Annotated in this window: 16 protein-coding genes; 7 read left to right on the plus strand and 9 right to left on the minus strand. The window is 69.6% G+C overall.

Annotation, left to right across the window (positions count from 1 at the left end; translation table 11 throughout):
• Window positions 1-15: 15 nt before the first annotated feature.
• A complete protein-coding gene (locus ACGFI6_RS13545; RefSeq protein WP_393118173.1) occupies window positions 16-1,269 on the plus strand; it encodes a hypothetical protein in 1,254 nt (417 codons plus the stop codon).
• Here ACGFI6_RS13545 and panB read toward each other — a convergent pair.
• The 6 genes from panB to ACGFI6_RS13575 form a co-directional block, all read right to left on the minus strand.
• Complete coding sequence (panB, locus tag ACGFI6_RS13550; protein WP_393118175.1) at window positions 1,266-4,001, minus strand: 3-methyl-2-oxobutanoate hydroxymethyltransferase; 2,736 nt, start codon at window positions 3,999-4,001, stop codon at window positions 1,266-1,268. The two genes, ACGFI6_RS13545 and panB, sit on opposite strands and share 4 nt — an antisense overlap.
• Before the next feature lie 149 nt (window positions 4,002-4,150).
• A complete protein-coding gene (locus ACGFI6_RS13555) occupies window positions 4,151-5,923 on the minus strand; it encodes an NAD+ synthase (protein WP_393118177.1) in 1,773 nt (590 codons plus the stop codon).
• A gap of 51 nt (window positions 5,924-5,974) precedes the next feature.
• Entirely contained in the window at window positions 5,975-6,496 is a 522-nt protein-coding gene (locus ACGFI6_RS13560) for an AAA family ATPase (RefSeq protein ID WP_393118179.1), read from the minus strand.
• Window positions 6,493-7,137: a GNAT family N-acetyltransferase gene (locus tag ACGFI6_RS13565; RefSeq protein ID WP_393118181.1), complete on the minus strand. Its 645-nt coding sequence runs from the start codon at window positions 7,135-7,137 to the stop codon at window positions 6,493-6,495. The genes ACGFI6_RS13560 and ACGFI6_RS13565 overlap by 4 nt, the downstream gene beginning before the upstream one ends.
• A gap of 41 nt (window positions 7,138-7,178) precedes the next feature.
• Entirely contained in the window at window positions 7,179-7,826 is a 648-nt protein-coding gene (locus tag ACGFI6_RS13570) for a dihydrofolate reductase family protein (protein WP_393118183.1), read from the minus strand.
• 82 nt (window positions 7,827-7,908) lie between these two features.
• The gene (locus tag ACGFI6_RS13575; RefSeq protein WP_393118185.1) at window positions 7,909-8,574 is read right to left on the minus strand and encodes a peptidoglycan recognition family protein; all 666 of its coding nucleotides are present in this window, start codon (window positions 8,572-8,574) and stop codon (window positions 7,909-7,911) included.
• Window positions 8,575-8,630: 56 nt separating this feature from the next.
• On the opposite strand from ACGFI6_RS13575, the gene ACGFI6_RS13580 reads away from it, so the two are divergent.
• Window positions 8,631-9,104, plus strand: coding sequence for a hypothetical protein (locus ACGFI6_RS13580; RefSeq protein ID WP_393118187.1), 474 nt, complete (start codon window positions 8,631-8,633; stop codon window positions 9,102-9,104).
• Complete coding sequence (locus tag ACGFI6_RS13585) at window positions 9,101-10,027, plus strand: hypothetical protein (RefSeq protein ID WP_393118189.1); 927 nt, start codon at window positions 9,101-9,103, stop codon at window positions 10,025-10,027. The genes ACGFI6_RS13580 and ACGFI6_RS13585 overlap by 4 nt, the downstream gene beginning before the upstream one ends.
• Here the strand turns inward: ACGFI6_RS13585 and ACGFI6_RS13590 are convergent.
• The gene (locus tag ACGFI6_RS13590) at window positions 9,953-10,354 is read right to left on the minus strand and encodes a hypothetical protein (protein ID WP_393119725.1); all 402 of its coding nucleotides are present in this window, start codon (window positions 10,352-10,354) and stop codon (window positions 9,953-9,955) included. The genes ACGFI6_RS13585 and ACGFI6_RS13590 overlap by 75 nt on opposite strands.
• A 118-nt stretch (window positions 10,355-10,472) precedes the next feature.
• On the opposite strand from ACGFI6_RS13590, the gene glnA reads away from it, so the two are divergent.
• Window positions 10,473-11,813 (plus strand): type I glutamate--ammonia ligase, encoded by a 1,341-nt coding sequence (glnA, locus tag ACGFI6_RS13595; RefSeq protein WP_393118191.1) that lies wholly within the window; start codon window positions 10,473-10,475, stop codon window positions 11,811-11,813.
• On the opposite strand, the gene ACGFI6_RS13600 is transcribed toward glnA, so the two are convergent.
• Together ACGFI6_RS13600 and ACGFI6_RS13605 are read right to left on the minus strand one after the other, a co-directional pair.
• Window positions 11,814-12,101, minus strand: coding sequence for a YiaA/YiaB family inner membrane protein (locus tag ACGFI6_RS13600; RefSeq protein ID WP_393118193.1), 288 nt, complete (start codon window positions 12,099-12,101; stop codon window positions 11,814-11,816). It lies immediately after the preceding gene.
• Between the two features lie 77 nt (window positions 12,102-12,178).
• Window positions 12,179-12,706 carry a hypothetical protein gene (locus ACGFI6_RS13605; RefSeq protein ID WP_393118195.1) on the minus strand — a complete coding sequence of 176 codons (528 nt, stop codon included), beginning with the start codon at window positions 12,704-12,706 and terminating at the stop codon, window positions 12,179-12,181.
• Window positions 12,707-12,959: 253 nt separating this feature from the next.
• On the opposite strand from ACGFI6_RS13605, the gene ACGFI6_RS13610 reads away from it, so the two are divergent.
• The 3 genes from ACGFI6_RS13610 (at window position 12,960) to ACGFI6_RS13620 (ending at window position 16,796) form a co-directional block, all read left to right on the plus strand.
• The gene (locus tag ACGFI6_RS13610; protein WP_393119727.1) at window positions 12,960-15,881 is read left to right on the plus strand and encodes a bifunctional [glutamine synthetase] adenylyltransferase/[glutamine synthetase]-adenylyl-L-tyrosine phosphorylase; all 2,922 of its coding nucleotides are present in this window, start codon (window positions 12,960-12,962) and stop codon (window positions 15,879-15,881) included.
• A 157-nt stretch (window positions 15,882-16,038) separates the two neighbouring features.
• The gene (locus ACGFI6_RS13615; RefSeq protein ID WP_393118196.1) at window positions 16,039-16,353 is read left to right on the plus strand and encodes an ArsR/SmtB family transcription factor; all 315 of its coding nucleotides are present in this window, start codon (window positions 16,039-16,041) and stop codon (window positions 16,351-16,353) included.
• Window positions 16,350-16,796 carry an SRPBCC family protein gene (locus tag ACGFI6_RS13620; protein ID WP_393118198.1) on the plus strand — a complete coding sequence of 149 codons (447 nt, stop codon included), beginning with the start codon at window positions 16,350-16,352 and terminating at the stop codon, window positions 16,794-16,796. Before ACGFI6_RS13615 ends, ACGFI6_RS13620 begins: the two co-directional genes overlap by 4 nt.

Below are 16,796 nucleotides of genomic sequence, written 5' to 3' on the forward strand. Positions count from 1 at the left end.
AGCCCGAGGAATCCGATGAGAGCCGACGCAGCCGCCGTACTCGACCAGAACTGGACCGGCCGGTCGACGGTCCCGTCACGGTCGCTCTACCCGCACCAGTGGAGCTGGGACTCCGCGTTCATCGCGATCGGTCTGCGGCACGTGGCGGCCGACCGGGCCCGTACCGAACTGGAATCGCTCCTGCAGGCGCAATGGGCGGACGGCCGGATCCCGCACATCGCGTTCTCGCCGGACGTTCCCCGTGACGCATACTTCCCGGGCCCGCACTTCTGGCAGGCCCACGCTGCCAGCGGCACCGAGACGTCGGGGATCGTGCAGCCGCCCATCCATGCGCTGGCTGCCTGGCTCACGTACCAAGCGGATCCGGCTGATGTCGGATTCCTCGAGCGGGTCTACCCCGGGCTGGCCGCGTGGCACGGCTACCTACGCGACCGCCGTACGCTCGGCCCTGGCGGACTGGTGGCGATCGTGCACCCGTGGGAGTCGGGCATGGACAACAGTCCGGCGTGGGACGGGCCGCTCGCACGGGTCACGCCCGCGCCGGCCGGGTCGTTCGTCCGGCGCGACACCGATCATGCCGCGGTGACCGACCGGCCGACGGACCTCGATTACGGGCGGTACGTCGGGCTCGCGGCGACGTACCGGGATCATGGTTACGACGACCGGGCGACACCGCATGCGTTCGCTGTCGAGGATCCGTGCTTCAACGCGTTGCTGATCTGTTCCGAACACGCGCTCGCGGACATCGCGGCGCGGATCGGTCGCGACCCGGCGCCGCACCGGCAGTACGCGGAGGAGTTGACCGGGGCGCTCGTCGAGCGGCTCTTCGTGGATGGTCTGTTCAGGTCCCGGGACGTCGTCTCCGGCGAGATCATCGGCGCCGCGACTGTGGCCGGTCTCGTACCGTTGGCCGTTCCCGGTCTGCCGGTCGCCGATGAACTGCTGGAAACGGCGCTCGGTCCGCGGTTCCGGCTCGGTGAGACGCGGCTCGTGCCGAGCTACGACCTGACCGCGGACGACTTCGGCCCGGGGCGGTACTGGCGCGGACCGAGCTGGTTCAACACGGCCTGGCTGATCCATCGCGGGCTGGCGCAACTCGGGCAGCTCGGGTACGCCGAGGCGCTGGCCGCGGACCTGGTGGGACTGGCCGAGGCGACCGGGTTCGCCGAGTACGTCGATCCGTTCACGGGGGCGGCGCACGGGGCGCGTTCGTTCAGCTGGACGGCCGCGCTCGCCCTCGACGTCTCCGCCGAGGGCGCCGCGTCCTAGAAGGTGTGCTCGTCGCCGGGGAAGGCGCCGTTCGCGACCTCGGCTGCGTACGTCGTGACGGCGTTGGTCAGGATGCCGCGCAGATCGGCGTACTGCTTGACGAAGCGCGGCATCGTGCCGGACCGCAGACCTGCCATGTCCTGCCACACCAGGACCTGTGCGTCGGTGTCGCGGCCCGCGCCGATGCCGATCGTCGGGATCGGTACCCGCTTGGTGATCTCGGCCGCCACGTCGCCCGGAACCATCTCGAGCACGATCGCGAACGCTCCCGCCGCGGCCAGTGCGCCGGCGTCGTCGATCAGGCCGGCCGCCTGATCGCCACGGCCCTGCACGCGGTACCCGCCGATGCTGTGCTCGCTCTGCGGCGTGAAGCCGATGTGCGCCATCACCGGGATACCGGACTGGGTCAGCTTCTCGACCATCGGCACGACGGTGCGGCCGCCTTCGACCTTCACCGCGTGTACGCCGGCTTCTTTCATGAACCGTACGGCCGTGTGAAACGCCTGCTCCGGCGAGGCCTGGTACGACCCGAACGGAAGGTCCGCGACCACCAGCGCGTGCTCGGCAGCGTTCGCCACCGCGCGGGCGAGCGGGATGAGCTCGTCGACGGTGACGCGCAGGGTGGTGTCGTACCCGTACACGTTGTTCGCGGCGGAGTCACCGACAAGCAGCACCGGAATCCCGGCCTGGTCGAAGATCTCGGCGGTGTACTGGTCGTACGCCGTCAGCATCGCCCACTTCTCACCACGACTCTTGAAGTCGCGCAGATGATGCACCCGGTACTTGCGCGGCCGCTTCCCACTCGCCGCCCGCCCACCCCCATAAGGCGAAACCTCCCCGGCACCAGCCGCACCGACACCAGCTGCACCGGCACCAGTCGCACTCGCACCGGCTCCAGTCGCTCCGGCCACCCCAGGGCCATTCGCGGTTGCACCGGGTGCGCCGACGGTCCCCGCGGGGACGCCAGCCGGCTGGTTGTTTGCCGGAGTGGTTTGGCTTGGTGAGGTGTTGGCGGCCTCTGGGTTGGATGGAGTTTGAGCTGACGGATTGTCTGCGTTCGGGGGCTCGCCCGGTGTTGTCGCGTCGGGGGTGTTGGGCGGGGACGCGTACGCGCGGCGTGCGGCACGGTGGGAGGGGATCTGGTCCTGGGAGACCTGGCTCGGTGCGTCTTGCTGAACACCGGCGCGTCGCCGAGCACCGACCGGTCGTGCGATCGCCCGCGGCTGGTCGCTCGGTGGTTCTTCCACCGGCGAGTCGCTCTCGTACTCCGCACTCGGATCCATCAAATACCCGTTGTCCCGCTGCTCCGGCTGCGGAGCCCGCACGTCACCCCGAAGGCGAATCTCCTGCGCCTGAGTCTCCTCAGCCCCATCACCCCGCGCGTCGGTCTCGGGCTGTACGTCGTTGGCCGGCTGGGGTGCGCGCTGCGCGTCGGACTCGTACTGGCGGTAGGTGTCGCGGGGCTGGGTCTGCTCAGGGTGGGGGCGGGTTGCCGGGTCGTGGCCCCAGATCGGCTCGGGGCCCGGGCCCGGTTCGTAGCGGCGGGGCGGTTCTTGGCCGTGGTTGTCCTGGGCGTGGGTGTCCTGGGCCCGTGGGGCGTCCGGCGGCTGGAGGCGCTGCGGTGGCCTGGGCGGCTGCTGAGCGTCGAAGCCATGACTCAACCCGTTGCTCAACCCATTGCTCGAACCGTGGCCGTCGCCGCTCAGCCCATTGCTCAAACCGTTGCTCGAACCGTGGTCGTTGCTGCTGAACCCGTTGCTCGACCCGTGCCCCAGCCCGTTGCTCGAACCATGGCCCAGCCCGTTGCTGCTCAGCCCGTTACTCGAACCGTTGCTCAGCCCGTTGCCGTTGCTCAGGCCGTTGTTGCCGGCTGGGCCGCTGGGGTAGTGGCCGTTGCCGGCTGGCGGAGGTGTGGGCTGTGGGGCCGGGCCGGTCCAGTTGGTGCTGGGGGGTGCGGGCGGGCGTGGGGGAGGCGTGTTGCCGGGGGACTGGCGCGGTGGCTGGGGCGGTGTGCCGTTGCCGGTCGACGAGCCAGGACCGAACGGACTCGGCCGCCCCTGCTGCGAAGACGCCGAAGACTGCGAAGGCGGGGTCGACGGCGAAGGCGCCGAAGTCTGTGAAGACCCCGAAGACAGCGGCGGCTGTGAGGACGCGGAGGACTGCGACGGCGGGGCAGACTGCGATGGCGGCGCGGACTGCGGCGACGGCGGGCTCGGCGGAGACTGCGGAGTCCGAGGAGGCTGCGCAGGCGAAGACCGGTGTGCCTGCGGATGCTGCGAGGGCGACGGCGCCTGCGGATGCTGCGGAGACGACGGCGCCTGCGGAGACGACGGCGCCTGCGGGGACGACGGTGCCTGCGCGCCGTGTGAAGGCTGCTGTGGTGCCGGGCGGAACGGGTTGTGTTCCTCGCTGCCGTACGGGTCCTCGCGCGGCGCGTCGTAGTACTCGTTCCGGGCCGGCTGGGCTGGTGGCGGCGGTGCGCTCGGCAGGTACGGGGACTTCGGGACGTACGGCTGTTGCGGCACGGGGCCGCGCTCGTAGGTCCGTGGTGCGTTCGGCAGCGATGGAGACGGGTCGAGGCCGAGGTTCGATCCCCGGTCCCGCCAGGTGTCGCTGTCGTAGTCCGAGCGGCGGTGCTCCTCGGTTGCCCGGTTCTTCGGTCCGGTCCCGTACGGCGGGCGCGGCTCCTCGTCGTCGCCCTGGGTACCGGCCGACAGGAAGTTGTCAACCATGCCGTCATCGTCCCACCGTTGCGGAGGGTGAGCGCCACCGCCCGTGGGTGAGCGATCGCTCACATCCCGGTTGGGCAGGCCGGAGCGGTCGTAGGGCTCCTCGGAGCCCCACTCGGGGTCTTGGGATGGGCGGTACCGCCAGGAGTCGCTCAGTGCTCGGCTGCCTTCCGTGCGTCCTCACGCCATGCATTGGTGATCGGCAACCGGCGGTCCCGGCCGAAGGCCTTGTGGGTCAGCTTCGGGCCCGGTGGGTACTGCCGGCGCTTGTACTCCGCTTTGTCGACGAGCTGGATCACCTTGGTGACCAGTTCGGTGTCGAATCCGGCCGCGACCAGTTCCGCGCTGCCGCGGTCCTGCTCGACGTAGTCGTCCAGCATGTCGTCGAGCAGGTCGTACGGCGGCAGCGAGTCGGTGTCCTGCTGCCCGGGCCGGAGCTCTGCGGACGGGGGCTTCGCGATCGAGTTCTCCGGGATCGGCGGCTGCTGGCCGCGCGCCTTCGCGTCCGCGTTGCGCCACTCGGCGAGCCGCCAGACGAGCGTCTTCGGCAGGTCCTTCAGCGGGGCGTACCCGCCGACCGCGTCGCCGTAGATCGTCGAGTACCCGACGGACAGCTCGGACTTGTTGCCGCAGGCAAGCACCAGGTGGCCGTCAGAGTTCGACAGGCCCATCCAGATCACCGCCCGGACCCGCGCCTGCAGGTTCTCCTCGGACAGCCCGGTGAGGCCGAGGGTGTCCAGGAACGGCTGCACCATCGGCTGGATCGGTACGACGCGGTAGTTCAGACCGGTCCGCGCGGCGAGCTCGGCGGCGTCGTCCTTGGAGTGGTCGCTGGAGTAGACACTCGGGTTCGAGATGCCGAACACGTGCTCGGCGCCGACCGCGTCGCAGGCGATCGCGGCGACCAGCGACGAGTCGATACCGCCGGACAGCCCGAGCAGAACCGTTTTGAAGCCGTTCTTCTGGACGTAGTCGCGCAGCCCGGTGACGATCGCGCCGTACATCTCGGCCTCGTCGGACAACCGCGGCGCGATGCTCGGCGGCATCGGCTCGTACGTCGGGAGCGCGTCGTCGTGGAGCACCGTGTGCACGATCTCGATGCCCCCGTGCGTACCGGACGGAGTTCCTGCTGCGGCAGGGAGTTCGAGGTCGACGATCATGCTGCCCTGCTCGAACTGCGGCGCGCGGGCGAAGACCTTGCCCTCGGCATCGGCGATCAGCGAGTCGCCGTCGAAGACCAGCTCGTCCTGCCCGCCGACCAGGTTCACGTACGCGAGCGCGCAGCCGGCCTCGCTGGCACGCCGGCGGACCAGATCTCCGCGGACGTCGTCCTTGTTGGCCTCGTACGGCGAACTGTTGACGACCAGCAGCAGGCCGGCGCCGGCCTCGCGGGTGACGGCGACCGGGCCGCCGTCCTGCCAGAGGTCCTCGCAGATCACCAGAGCCACGTCGATGCCGTGGATCCGGACGACCTGCAACGTGCTGCCGGGCACGAAGTGCCGGAACTCGTCGAAGACGCCGTAGTTCGGAAGGTGGTGCTTGACGGCGCTGGTGACCACGCGACCTTGGTGGATCACGGCGGCAGCGTTGGTCGGGGAGCCCTTCGGCCGGCCGAGCCGGTCGATGCCCATCGCCGTACCGCCGGCCCGATCGAGGTAGCCGCAGACGACGACGATGTCGCCGAGACCCTCGTCGGCCAGCCGCCGCGCGAGGCTCGTGATCCGGGCCTGCGAAGCGTCCACGAACGACGCCCGCAGCGCCAGGTCCTCCACCGGGTAGCCGGTCAGCGCGAGCTCCGGGAACGCGACCACGTGCGCACCTTGCTCGACCGCGTTCCGCGTCCACGCGACGATCTTGTCGGTGTTCCCGTCGATGTCACCGACGGTCACATCGACCTGAGCGAGAGCAACCCGAAGCTGAGGCACGAGAGCACATTACTGGGTCCGGAGCCCGGACCCCACGTCCATCACCAACTCTTACGAAGGCCGAATGTAGGTCCGGACCAGCTCGAGGTTCGCGGCCGGAGCATTCATCGCGTCCACGACCAGATGCTCGCGCGTCAACTGGGGGTACTCACTCCGCATCCGTTCTACGTGCGCCCACCCCACCTCGTGCCATCCAGGGATGCCGCGCAGCCGTCCCTCGAGCCGCCGCCGGTGCTCGTCCTCGACACTGCAGACGCACTCGACGATCCGCAGTTCCGCGCCGTACCCGGCGGCGAGTTTCTCCCACCGCTGCGCGATTTCCTCGTTGACCAGGCAGTCGACGATCGCGGACTGCCCAAGCATCAACTGGCGGCGCAGCAACGTCCCGAGCAGGTCGTAGGACAAGGCAAGGAAGACCGGCCGGTCGAGTCCGGTGAGGACGCCATGCGGAGCGAGGGCTCCGAGCAACCAGTCGCCGGCGAAAGCCGGCACCCCGGTTTCGGTGGCGAGCGCGTCGGCCAGCGTCGACTTGCCGGTGCCGGGCAGTCCGGTGAACGCGATGAGTTGTTTCACCTTGACGACGGTAGCGAGGTCCGCGCGACCAGCAACGGAGTAACGGTGCGCCAGCCGAGGGACTTGTAGAGCGGCCGGCCCTCCGGAGAGGCCGAAAGATGCGCGGTGCTGACGTTGTGGGAGACGGCGGTGGTGGCGAGGGTGGTCATCACGGCGCTCGCCAGGCCGCGACGGCGATGGGCCGGTTGGGTCTGGACCATGTCGGCGACGGCACCGGTGTGCAGCACCGCCATCCGTCCCTCCGCCGCGAGTTCGCCGTACCCGTACATCCGGACGTCGATCAGCGACGGGCTGCCGGTGATCTCGGCGGTGTACGGCGCCGGCACCGGGCGGAGAGCGTGGTGGGGCAGGGAGATCGACATCAGCCACTCGGTCCGCACGTACTCGAGTGGCCTCAGCTCGGCGGAGGTGCGTGCCGGGTCGTCGGTCGCGATCAGCAGCCACGACGTACCGGCCGGGTTGCAGTCGGTCAGCGCGAGATGCGCGGCGGCGGCCGCGTGCTGCTGTGTGGCGACGTACTCGACCCGGCGCTGCGGCTCACCGACGCGGACCACGGTGACGTCGTCGACGCATTGCCAGTCGTTCCATCCGCGGGACGCGGACCATCCACGCTGCCAACGATTCAGGGCTTCGTCGTGCATCGGTCCATCGAACAACGGCGAAGGTTCACCCGTCAGGGACTTCAGCTGTTCTTCCGGGTGCAGCTCAGGTGCGTGACGGCGCCGGGGGTCGAGACGGCCTCGATGTCGAAGCTGTCCTCGAGCGACTCCTGACCGTCCCACAACCGGACACCACGGCCGAGCACGATCGGCACCACCGCCAGGTGCAGGTAATCGACGAGCCCCGCGGCCAGGAAGTCACGGATCACCGTCGCGCCACCACCGAGCCGGATGTCGGCGTCGCCGACGACCTCGCGGACCTGGCGCAGTGCGTCGGCCGGCGGGGCGTCGAGGAAGTGGTACGTCGTACCGCCTTCCATCTCGATCGACGGCCGCGGCCGGTGCGTGAGTACGAACACCGGGCTGTGGTAGACCGGGTTCGGGCCCCACCAGCCGGCCCAGTCGTCGTCGTCCTGCCACCCGGGCGGACCGAACTTGTTGGCGCCCATGATCTCCGCGCCGATGCCGCGCTCGTGCTGCTCGGCGAACGCGTTGTCGACACCCTGGGTGCCGCCGGACTGGCCGCTCATCTCCTTGAAGAACCGCGTGCCGACCAGCCAGTCGTGGAGACGTTCGCCGGCATGGCCGAACGGCGTCTCCCTGGACTGGCCTTCTCCGGTGCCGAACCCGTCCAGGGAGATCGCGAAGTTGTGAACACGTACCTGCGACATGGCATTGCTCCTTGCCTGAGTGAAAGCTGCTGTCACCCAAGGGTCGGAGCCGTCAGCGCCGCTTTGACATCAGCCGAAGAGATCAGCCGAACAGAACCGCAGCCACCCGGTCGCGCAGCTCCGGAAGGCGCGCGTAGAACACGTCACCCGGGCACTGCGTGGTGTTGTAGTCGCGGTGCCCGACGATCGCGGCGTGCGGATCGAGGGCGTACTTCGTGCACAGCCACGCACACGTCAGTACCGACATGTCGAACAATGCGGTGGTGACGTTCTCGGTGACGTAGATGCCCTCGTGCTCGATGCCGATCGTGTGGCTGTTCTCGTTCGCGGTCTGGGCGCCCATCACGTTCTGCCCGTTGCCGATCGCGGACAACGACTTGCTGCGGCCCTCCATCAGGAAGCCGCCGCGGCTGATCGTGAGCTGGTTGCCCATGTCGATCCAGCCGTTGGTGTCCATGTGCAGGTCCTGGATCCAGTGCTGGACCTTGTACGCCGCGGCCAGCGAGTAGTCGGTGACGTTCGGGCTCGCGGTGTGGTGGATGACGATGTGGTCGGGCTTGCCGATCACCTGGGTGGCGGACTTGGGCGGGCGCGCCGACCATTCGGTGCGCGTGTAGCAGCGCGGCGCCGGGGCGGCGTGCGCTGCTGTCGGCAGGCCGAGTCCGCCGAGCAGTACGCCACCGGCGGAAGCGCCGAGCAGCGTACGCCGGGAGACCCGGGTACGTTGGATATTTTCTGGGGCGGTCATGTTACAGAAAATTCCCTACAATTCTTGCCCCCAAACCGGAATGATCTAATGACGTGGTGACACAGAGTCAGGAGGCCCCGGACGTGGTGCGCGTGCGGCCGGCCGGCAAATGGGTACGGGTCGCGGTGGCGGTCGTCGGGATCGGTCTGCTGATCAACGGATCGGTGCGGGCCTCCGACGACGCCTGGCCGTTCGGGCCGATGTCGCAGTACGCGATGTCGGTGCCCGACGACGCCAAGATCGACTACACCCGGATCAGCGCGGTCACCGACGCCGGTACGACGGTCGAGGTACCACTGAACATCGAAGGCGCCGGGGTCGCGCGCGCCGAGATCGAGGCGCGGGCAGGGGAGATCCAGAAGGATCCGTCGTTGCTGCAGCAGGTCGCGGACGGGTGGGCGCGCAAACACCCGGACAAGCCGAAGTACGTGAAGCTCGAGCTGATCCGCGACACGACCCAGCTGGTGAAGGGCCGGGTCGAAGGACCGCCGACCTCGCAGGTGCTCGCGACCTGGGAGGCGGGCCGATGAAGGTCGCGAACTGGTTCACCCCGGCGATCGCGGTGGCGCGGATCGCCTGGCTGCGGACGATCCTGTACCTGTTCGTCATCCTCGACATGCACGCGTTCGTTCGCGACACCCGCGACAAGGGCGAGCACCCCGGGCTGTACCAGCCGTTGCTGCTGGCCCGCATTTTCGACCTCCCGAAACCGTCCGTCGCCAACACGACCGCCCTGTACTTCGTGCTGATCGTCGCGTGCCTGGTCGCGGCGACGAACTACTTCCCGCGGGTGGCCGGCTGGATCGTGGCGCCCGCGTTCACGTGGTGGGTGCTGATCGGGATGAGCGACGGCAAGGTCGATCACGACCACCTCGCGCTGGTGATCGCACTGTGGGTCCTCCCGACGGTCAAGGTGGCCGGCCGGGGCCTTGCCGCATACGGCGACCAGACCCGTACGGAGGCGGCCGGCTGGGCGATCCGGTGTATCCAGATCTCCGTGATCGCGACGTACTTCCTGTCCTCCATCGCGAAACTGCGCAGTGCCGGATGGGCGCTCACCTGGCCCGGCAGCGCCGTACTCACCTGGGCGATCGTGCGGCGGCCGCACCCGGTCGGGGAGTGGCTGCTGAACTATCCGTGGATGCTGCACATCATGCAGTGGGTCGGCATCATCGGCGAGTTCTGCTCGCCGGTGATCCTCTGGCTCAAGGGCCGGTGGCAACTGCTCGGGGCCCTGTTCTTCGTCGGGTTCCATGCGGCGAACACAGCGATCCTGCTGATCCACTTCCTGCCGACGGTGGTCTGCTGGCTCGCGTTCGCGCCGCTGGAGCGGATCGTTCCCTGGTACCGGGCGCGGCGTTCAGACCGTTCGGACCGTTCAGACCGGGATGCCCGACAGGCCGAAGACGAGCCCGAACACGGCCGGCAGGCCGAGCAGCAGGCCGGCGCGTAGCTTGAACCGGCGCCCGCCGGGGCCCGGGGTCCGGACGACGCGGGACAGCACCGCGCCGGCGTACCCGAAGACCAGGGCGGCGAGCAGGATCTCCCGGGTCGGCAGGTTGGTGGCGTCGTGGTGCGTGAGGCCGAGCGTGACCAGGCCCGGGCAGCAGAACGCGCACATGCCGAACCCGAGCTCGGGCACCGGGAGCCAGCGCCGCCCGAGCACGTCCCGCTCGGCCGGTCGCTTCCGCCGCAGCGACTGGACGTAATGCGCGGTGCTGACGATCAGGTCACTGACGCAGAGCACGCCGGCCACGATCAGGGCGGCGTGAAAGATCATCTGCACGCAGGACACGCTAGGCCCTGATCGGGAGCGTTGTCCTGCCGCGACGTAACGTCTGCTTAACAACAGCAAGGCACACTGTGAGAGTTTCCGGATTCGGGCGAGAGGTGGACTGATGGACAAGCAGCAGGAGTTCGTGCTGCGCGCGCTGGAAGAGCGCGACGTACGCTTCGTGCGGCTCTGGTTCACCGACGTCCTCGGGTTCCTGAAGTCGGTCGCGGTGGCGCCCGCGGAGCTGGAGAACGCGTTCGCCGAGGGCCTCGGGTTCGACGGGTCGGCGATCGAGGGATTCGCGCGGGTGACCGAGGCGGACATGCTGGCCAAGCCGGACCCGTCGACGTTCCAGATCCTGCCGTGGCGCGGCGAGACGATGGGCACCGCGCGGATGTTCTGCGACATCAACATGCCGGACGGTTCGGCCTCGTTCGCCGACCCGCGGCACGTACTGAAGCGGACGCTGTCGAAGGCCGCCGACCTCGGGTTCACGTTCTACACCCATCCGGAGATCGAGTTCTACCTGTTCAAGTCGCTCACCGGCGCGCCCGGTACGACGCCGGAGCCGGTGGACTCCTCGGGGTACTTCGACCACACCCCGCAGGGGATCGGCAACGACTTCCGCCGCGAGGCGATCACGATGCTCGAGTCGATGGGCATCTCGGTCGAGTTCAGCCACCACGAGGGCGGTCCGGGGCAGCAGGAGATCGACCTGCGGTACGCCGACGCGCTCTCGACCGCCGACAACATCATGACGTTCCGCGTCGTGGTGAAGGAGGTGGCGCTCTCGCAGGGCATCTACGCCTCCTTCATGCCGAAGCCGTTGTCGGAGCAGCCCGGGTCCGGGATGCACACCCACATGTCGCTGTTCGAGGGCGACCGGAACGCGTTCTTCGAGGGCGGCGCGCGGTACCAGCTGTCCAAGACCGGGCGCGCGTTCATCGCCGGCCTGTTGCAGCACGCGGGCGAGATCACCGCGGTGACCAACCAGTGGGTGAACTCGTACAAACGGCTCGCGGTCGGGGACGAGGCGCCGTCGTTCGTCTCCTGGGGCCACAACAACCGCTCCGCGCTGGTCCGGGTGCCGATGTACAAGCCGCACAAGGGGCAGTCGTCGCGCGTCGAGTTCCGCTCGCTGGACTCGGCGGCGAACCCGTACCTGGCGTTCGCGCTGATGCTCGCGGCCGGGCTGAAGGGCATCGAGGAGGGGTACGACTTGCCGGCCGAGGTCGAGGAGGACATCTGGTCGCTGACCGCCCGCGAGCGCAAGGCACTCGGTATCAAGCCGCTGCCCGGCAGCCTCGCCGAGGCGATCAGCGCGATGGAGGACAGCGAACTCGTCGCCGAGACGCTCGGCGAACACGTCTTCGACTTCTTCCTCCGCAACAAGCGCGCCGAATGGCTCGACTACCGCCGCCAGGTAACCCCCTTCGAACTCAACAAACTCCTGCCCGTCCTGTAGTCACCCCTCGACCCGGAACGGGTCGTGCTCGGTGAGCAGCTTGTCCAGCCGCGCCTGATCGACCCGGCTGCTGACCTCGGTGATCTCCTGCCGGTCCCGCACCACCTTGCACAGCACGACCGTCGAGGTGACGACGTACAGCAGGCCGATCGAGAGGAACGCCCGGACCCACGGCTGGGCGGGCAGGTACACGAGGGCGAGCGCCATCGCGGTGATGGACAGGCCGAAGGACACGACTGCCTGGGCGTAGAACGCCGAGGTCTGCTGGGGCTGGATCCGTTTGGTCATACCGGAATCCTGGATCGGGCGGGGCGGGTCGGGCATGAGGGGAACTACTCGATCCGCGGATCCAATGCGCCGGGAGCTCAGACTCCGGCAGGTTGCGAGGGGGCGTCGTCCGAGGCGTGTTTCGAGGCCCAGCGGGCGGCTGCGGTCGAGTGCCGGTACGGGGGCTCGGCGAGGCCGTCGGCAACCGGTTCGTCGGTGGCTGGCTCGGGCGGTGGAGTGGGCGCGGTTGGCTGTGCGGCGGCGGCGGGGGCGGGGACTGGGGTGCCGTCCGGAGCGAGGGCCTGGACCTCGTCGACGGTCAGCAGGCCGACCGGGCGTACGCCCTCGGTGATGATCACGATGCAGCCGGGGATGACCTGCTGGGCGCGGTTACCTTGCGCCGGTACGAGAATGCCCTCGGCCGGCGTCCGCCACGCACCGGGCGCGAACCGGTGCAGCGCGATTCCCGCCTGCCCGTCCTCCGCCGTCCGCGGCGGGAGGAACGCCGTCGCGGTGTAGTCGTAGTCGTAGTCCGGCTCCGGCGGCCCGGAGACGCGTCCGCCCTGCTGGGGTGTCAACCAGAGCACCGTGCCGCGCACGGCGATCGACCCCGTCATCATCACCATGAACAGTCATCATGCCGACTACAGAGAGAATCCGCCACACGACACCGTGTATTCCCCGCGCATCCCCCGCAACAAGTCCGAGATCCAGTCGCGACCTTGGGCACCCACCGCTCATCCGGCGCGGCCGGAAATGGCCGGTGGGTGCACAAAGTAGGCCATTGGATAGCCTGCGGGGGTGGCTGAGGGTCGGAGAGGGTCGTGGGAGGGACGGCTGGTCCGGCTCGGGTTCGAGGACCCGCAGCGCGCCGTCGGCATGCTCGAGAACCTGGATGTGCTCGACTCGCACAGCCCGCTGGCGACCGAACAGCTGATCGTCACGCTCTCGGAGTCGGCCGATCCGGATCTGGCCCTGCTCAGCCTCTGCACGATGGCCGAGGCGCTGCACCGGCACGGGCACGACCTGTCGGCGTTCGCCCGGACGCTCGAGCTGGACGCGGACTTTCGCCGCCGGCTCGTCTACGTCCTCGGCGCGAGCGAGGCACTCGGCCGGCACCTCGGTGTCCATCCCCGGCACTGGTACGACCTGGCTGACCCGGCGCTCGCCGGTACGCGCCCGTCCGTGGACGATGTCGCGGCCCGGCTCGCGACCGCGATCGACGCGGACAACCCGACGGACGCGCTGCGGATCGAGTACCGCCGGCTGCTGCTCCGGCTCGCGGCCCGCGATCTCGCCGAGGGCCTGCCCGTCGACGAGGTGGCCGCCGTGCTCGCGGACCTCGCCGGGGGAGCGCTCGAGACCGCGCTGCACATCGCCCGCAACGACTACTTCGCCGCGCATCCCGGCGCCGCCGGCTGCCGCCTCGCAATCATTGCCATGGGCAAGTGTGGTGGCCGGGAGCTCAACTATGTCAGCGATGTCGACGTCCTGTTCGTCGCGGAGCCGCTCGACGGTGAGCCGGAGCTGCCGGCCCTGAAGACCGCGACCCAGCTCGCCGCGGCCGCGATGCGGATCTGCTCCGAGCACACCGGGGAGGGCACGCTCTGGCCCGTCGACGCCGCGCTGCGCCCGGAGGGCAAGTCCGGTCCGCTCGTACGGACCCTCGACAGCCACTTGGCCTACTACCAGCGATGGGCCAAGACGTGGGAGTTCCAGGCGCTGCTCAAGGCCCGTCCGGTCGCGGGCGATGCCGAGCTCGGCGCCCGCTACACCGAGCAGATCGGCCTGCTGACCTGGTCGGCCGCGGATCGGGAGGGCTTCGTCGACGACGTCCAGGCGATGCGCCGGCGCGTCATCGACCACATCCCCGCCGCGGACGTCGACCGGCAGCTCAAGCTCGGCCCCGGTGGCCTGCGCGACGTCGAGTTCGCCGTCCAGCTCCTGCAGCTCGTCCACGGCCGCAGCGACGAATCGGTTCGGAGCGGCACGACGCTGGTCGCGCTCGAGGCCCTCACCACGAGCGGGTATGTCGGCCGTACGGACGGCGCCGTCCTCGCCGATGCGTACCGCTTCCTGCGGTCGATGGAGCACCGCATCCAGCTGTACCGCCTCCGGCGTACGCATCAGGTCCCGGACGACGAGGCCGACCTGCGCCGGCTCGGGCGTTCGCTCGGCTTCACGAAGAACCCGGTGACGGACCTGACCGCGGCGTGGAAGAAGCACGCCCTCGAGGTCCGGCGCCTGCACGAGAAGCTGTTCTACCGCCCGCTGCTCGCTGCCGTCGCGCGGATCCCGGGCGACGAGGTACGCCTGACGCCCGAGGCGGCCAAGCAACGCCTCACCGCGCTCGGGTACGTCGACCCCGCGTCGGCACTGCGGCACATCGAGGCCCTGTCCGGCGGCGTCTCGCGGCGGTCCTCGATCCAGAAGGCACTGCTCCCGGCGATGCTCGGCTGGTTCGCCGAGTCGCCTGCGCCGGACGCCGGCCTGCTCGCGTTCCGTACGATCTCCGACGCGCTCGGCTCCACGCCCTGGTACCTCCGCCAGCTCCGCGACGAGGGAGCCTCGGCGGAGCGGCTCGCGCACCTGCTGACCAGCGGCCGGTACGCGGTCGACCTGCTCCAACGCGCTCCGGAAGCGACCGCGATGCTCGCCGACGAACGCGAGCTCGCCCCTCGTACGCAGGAGGGGCTGCTGTCCGAGATGTCCGCGGCTGCCCGTCGGCAGGATGCACCGGAGGCCTCGGTCGCCGCGATCCGTGCGGTTCGCCGGCGTGAGCTGTTCCGGATCGCCGCCGCCGACCTGTCCGGCCTGGTCGACGTGGAGGCGGTCGGCGAGGCGCTGACGAACGTCTCGATCGGCACGCTCACGACCGCCCTCGAGGTTGCACGGCGGACGGTCGCGCAGCGCCTGGTCCCGGCCGGTGAACCGGAGCCGACCCGGATCGCGATCGTGGCGATGGGCCGGTTCGGCGGGCACGAGCTCGGATACGGCAGCGACGCGGACGTGATGTTCGTGCACGACCCGCTGCCGGGCGCCGACGAGAAGCAGGCGACCGACTTCGCGACGCAGGCCGCGACCGAGCTCCGCCGGCTGCTCGCACTGCCCGGGGCGGATCCCGCGGTCGCGATCGACGCGGACCTGCGCCCGGAGGGCCGGCAAGGACCCCTCGTCCGTACGCTCGCGTCGTACGCCTCGTACTACGCCCGCTGGTCGGCTGTCTGGGAAGCGCAGGCGCTGCTCCGCGCCGACCCGTTGTGCGGGGACGCCGACCTGTGCCAGTCGTTCCGCGAGCTGATCGACCCGCTGCGCTACCCGGAGAACGGGATCAGCGAGCGGGAGGTGATGGAGATCCGCCGGATCAAGGCCCGCGTCGACGCCGAACGGCTGCCGCGCGGCGCCGACCCGGCGACGCACACCAAGCTCGGCCGCGGCGGCCTGGCCGACATCGAGTGGACCGTCCAACTGCTGCAACTGCGCGCGGCGCACCGCGTTCCGAGCCTTCGGACGACGCGGACGCTCGGCGCCCTCCGGGCCGGCGTCGAGGCCCATCTCGTCGACCCGTCCGAGGCCGACACGCTCAGCGCGGCCTGGGAGCTGGCCAGCCGGATCCGCAACGCGATCATGCTCGTCCGCGGCCGTCCCGGCGATTCGCTGCCGCGGGACCCGCGCGACCTGGAGGCGGTGGCGCACATCTGCGGCTACCCGACGGGTGAGTCCGGCCGCTTCTCCGACGACTACCTGCGCACCACCCGCCGCGCCCACAACACGGTCGCTCACCTCTTCTGGGACGACTGACCCGTACCGAAGAACGGGTAGTCCTCCCGTCCGTCGGCCGCTGGCCGCAGGTCACCCCGCCTAGGCCGACCTGCACCGGCGCGCCACAACCAACCACCACCCGTTCTTCGGTACCCGAGCTTGACAGGCAACTTTTTGGTTGCCTATTGTCGGGGTGGTGGAGTTGGTGTTCAAGGCGCTGGCCGACGAGGGCCGGCGGCGGTTGCTGGACGCGCTCCGGGAGCGGAACGGGCAGACCCTGCAGGAGCTCTGCGACCTGCTGCCCGAGCTGACCCGGCAGGGCGTGACCAAGCACGTCCGGATCCTCGAGGACGCGAACCTCGTGGTCACGGTCAAGCGCGGACGCCACAAGTTCCACTACCTGAACCCGGTACCGATCAACGAGATCGCCGAGCGCTGGCTGAGCAACTACGAGCGCGACAAGCTCCGCGCCCTCAGCGCGCTGAAGGCGGCCCTGGAGGAGAAGCCATGATTAAACCGGCCATGATCCACGTGACCTACATCGAAACCACGCCGGAGAAACTGTGGGCAGCGCTCACCTCGGGCGCATTCACGAACCTGTACTGGTTCGGCCGCCGGATCGAGTCCGACTGGACGGTCGGTGCGCCGGTGCGGTTCTACGACAGCGCCGACGACAGCTTGACGGACTCCGGCGAGGTGCTCGTGTACGACGAGCCGAAGACGCTGGCGTACACGTTCAAGAACGAGTTCCTCGAGGACCGCGCCAACGACACTCCCGGCCGGGTCACGTTCACCCTCGAACCGGCCGGGAAGAACGTGGTGAAACTGCAGGTCGTGCACGACGAGATCGCTGCGGACACCGTCGAGGGCTGGCGGAACGGCTGGGGCCCGATCCTCGCCAACCTGAAGACCTACCTGGAGACCGGGCACACCCTGGAGATCGAGTTCGCCTAA

This window comes from Kribbella sp. NPDC048928 (assembly GCF_043197975.1).
Classification (GTDB): Bacteria; Actinomycetota; Actinomycetes; order Propionibacteriales; family Kribbellaceae; genus Kribbella.

Bases quoted from the DNA above. Each gene is read 5' to 3' on its own strand.
- ACGFI6_RS13545 (WP_393118173.1), top strand. From the start codon at position 16: ATGAGAGCCGACGCAGCCGCCGTACTCGACCAGAACTGGACCGGCCGG.
- panB (WP_393118175.1), bottom strand. From the start codon at position 4,001: ATGGTTGACAACTTCCTGTCGGCCGGTACCCAGGGCGACGACGAGGAG.
- ACGFI6_RS13565 (WP_393118181.1), bottom strand. From the start codon at position 7,137: ATGCACGACGAAGCCCTGAATCGTTGGCAGCGTGGATGGTCCGCGTCC.
- ACGFI6_RS13570 (WP_393118183.1), bottom strand. From the start codon at position 7,826: ATGTCGCAGGTACGTGTTCACAACTTCGCGATCTCCCTGGACGGGTTC.
- ACGFI6_RS13575 (WP_393118185.1), bottom strand. From the start codon at position 8,574: ATGACCGCCCCAGAAAATATCCAACGTACCCGGGTCTCCCGGCGTACG.
- ACGFI6_RS13585 (WP_393118189.1), top strand. From the start codon at position 9,101: ATGAAGGTCGCGAACTGGTTCACCCCGGCGATCGCGGTGGCGCGGATC.
- ACGFI6_RS13590 (WP_393119725.1), bottom strand. From the start codon at position 10,354: ATGATCTTTCACGCCGCCCTGATCGTGGCCGGCGTGCTCTGCGTCAGT.
- glnA (WP_393118191.1), top strand. From the start codon at position 10,473: ATGGACAAGCAGCAGGAGTTCGTGCTGCGCGCGCTGGAAGAGCGCGAC.
- ACGFI6_RS13600 (WP_393118193.1), bottom strand. From the start codon at position 12,101: ATGACCAAACGGATCCAGCCCCAGCAGACCTCGGCGTTCTACGCCCAG.
- ACGFI6_RS13605 (WP_393118195.1), bottom strand. From the start codon at position 12,706: ATGGTGATGATGACGGGGTCGATCGCCGTGCGCGGCACGGTGCTCTGG.
- ACGFI6_RS13610 (WP_393119727.1), top strand. From the start codon at position 12,960: ATGCTCGAGAACCTGGATGTGCTCGACTCGCACAGCCCGCTGGCGACC.
- ACGFI6_RS13620 (WP_393118198.1), top strand. From the start codon at position 16,350: ATGATTAAACCGGCCATGATCCACGTGACCTACATCGAAACCACGCCG.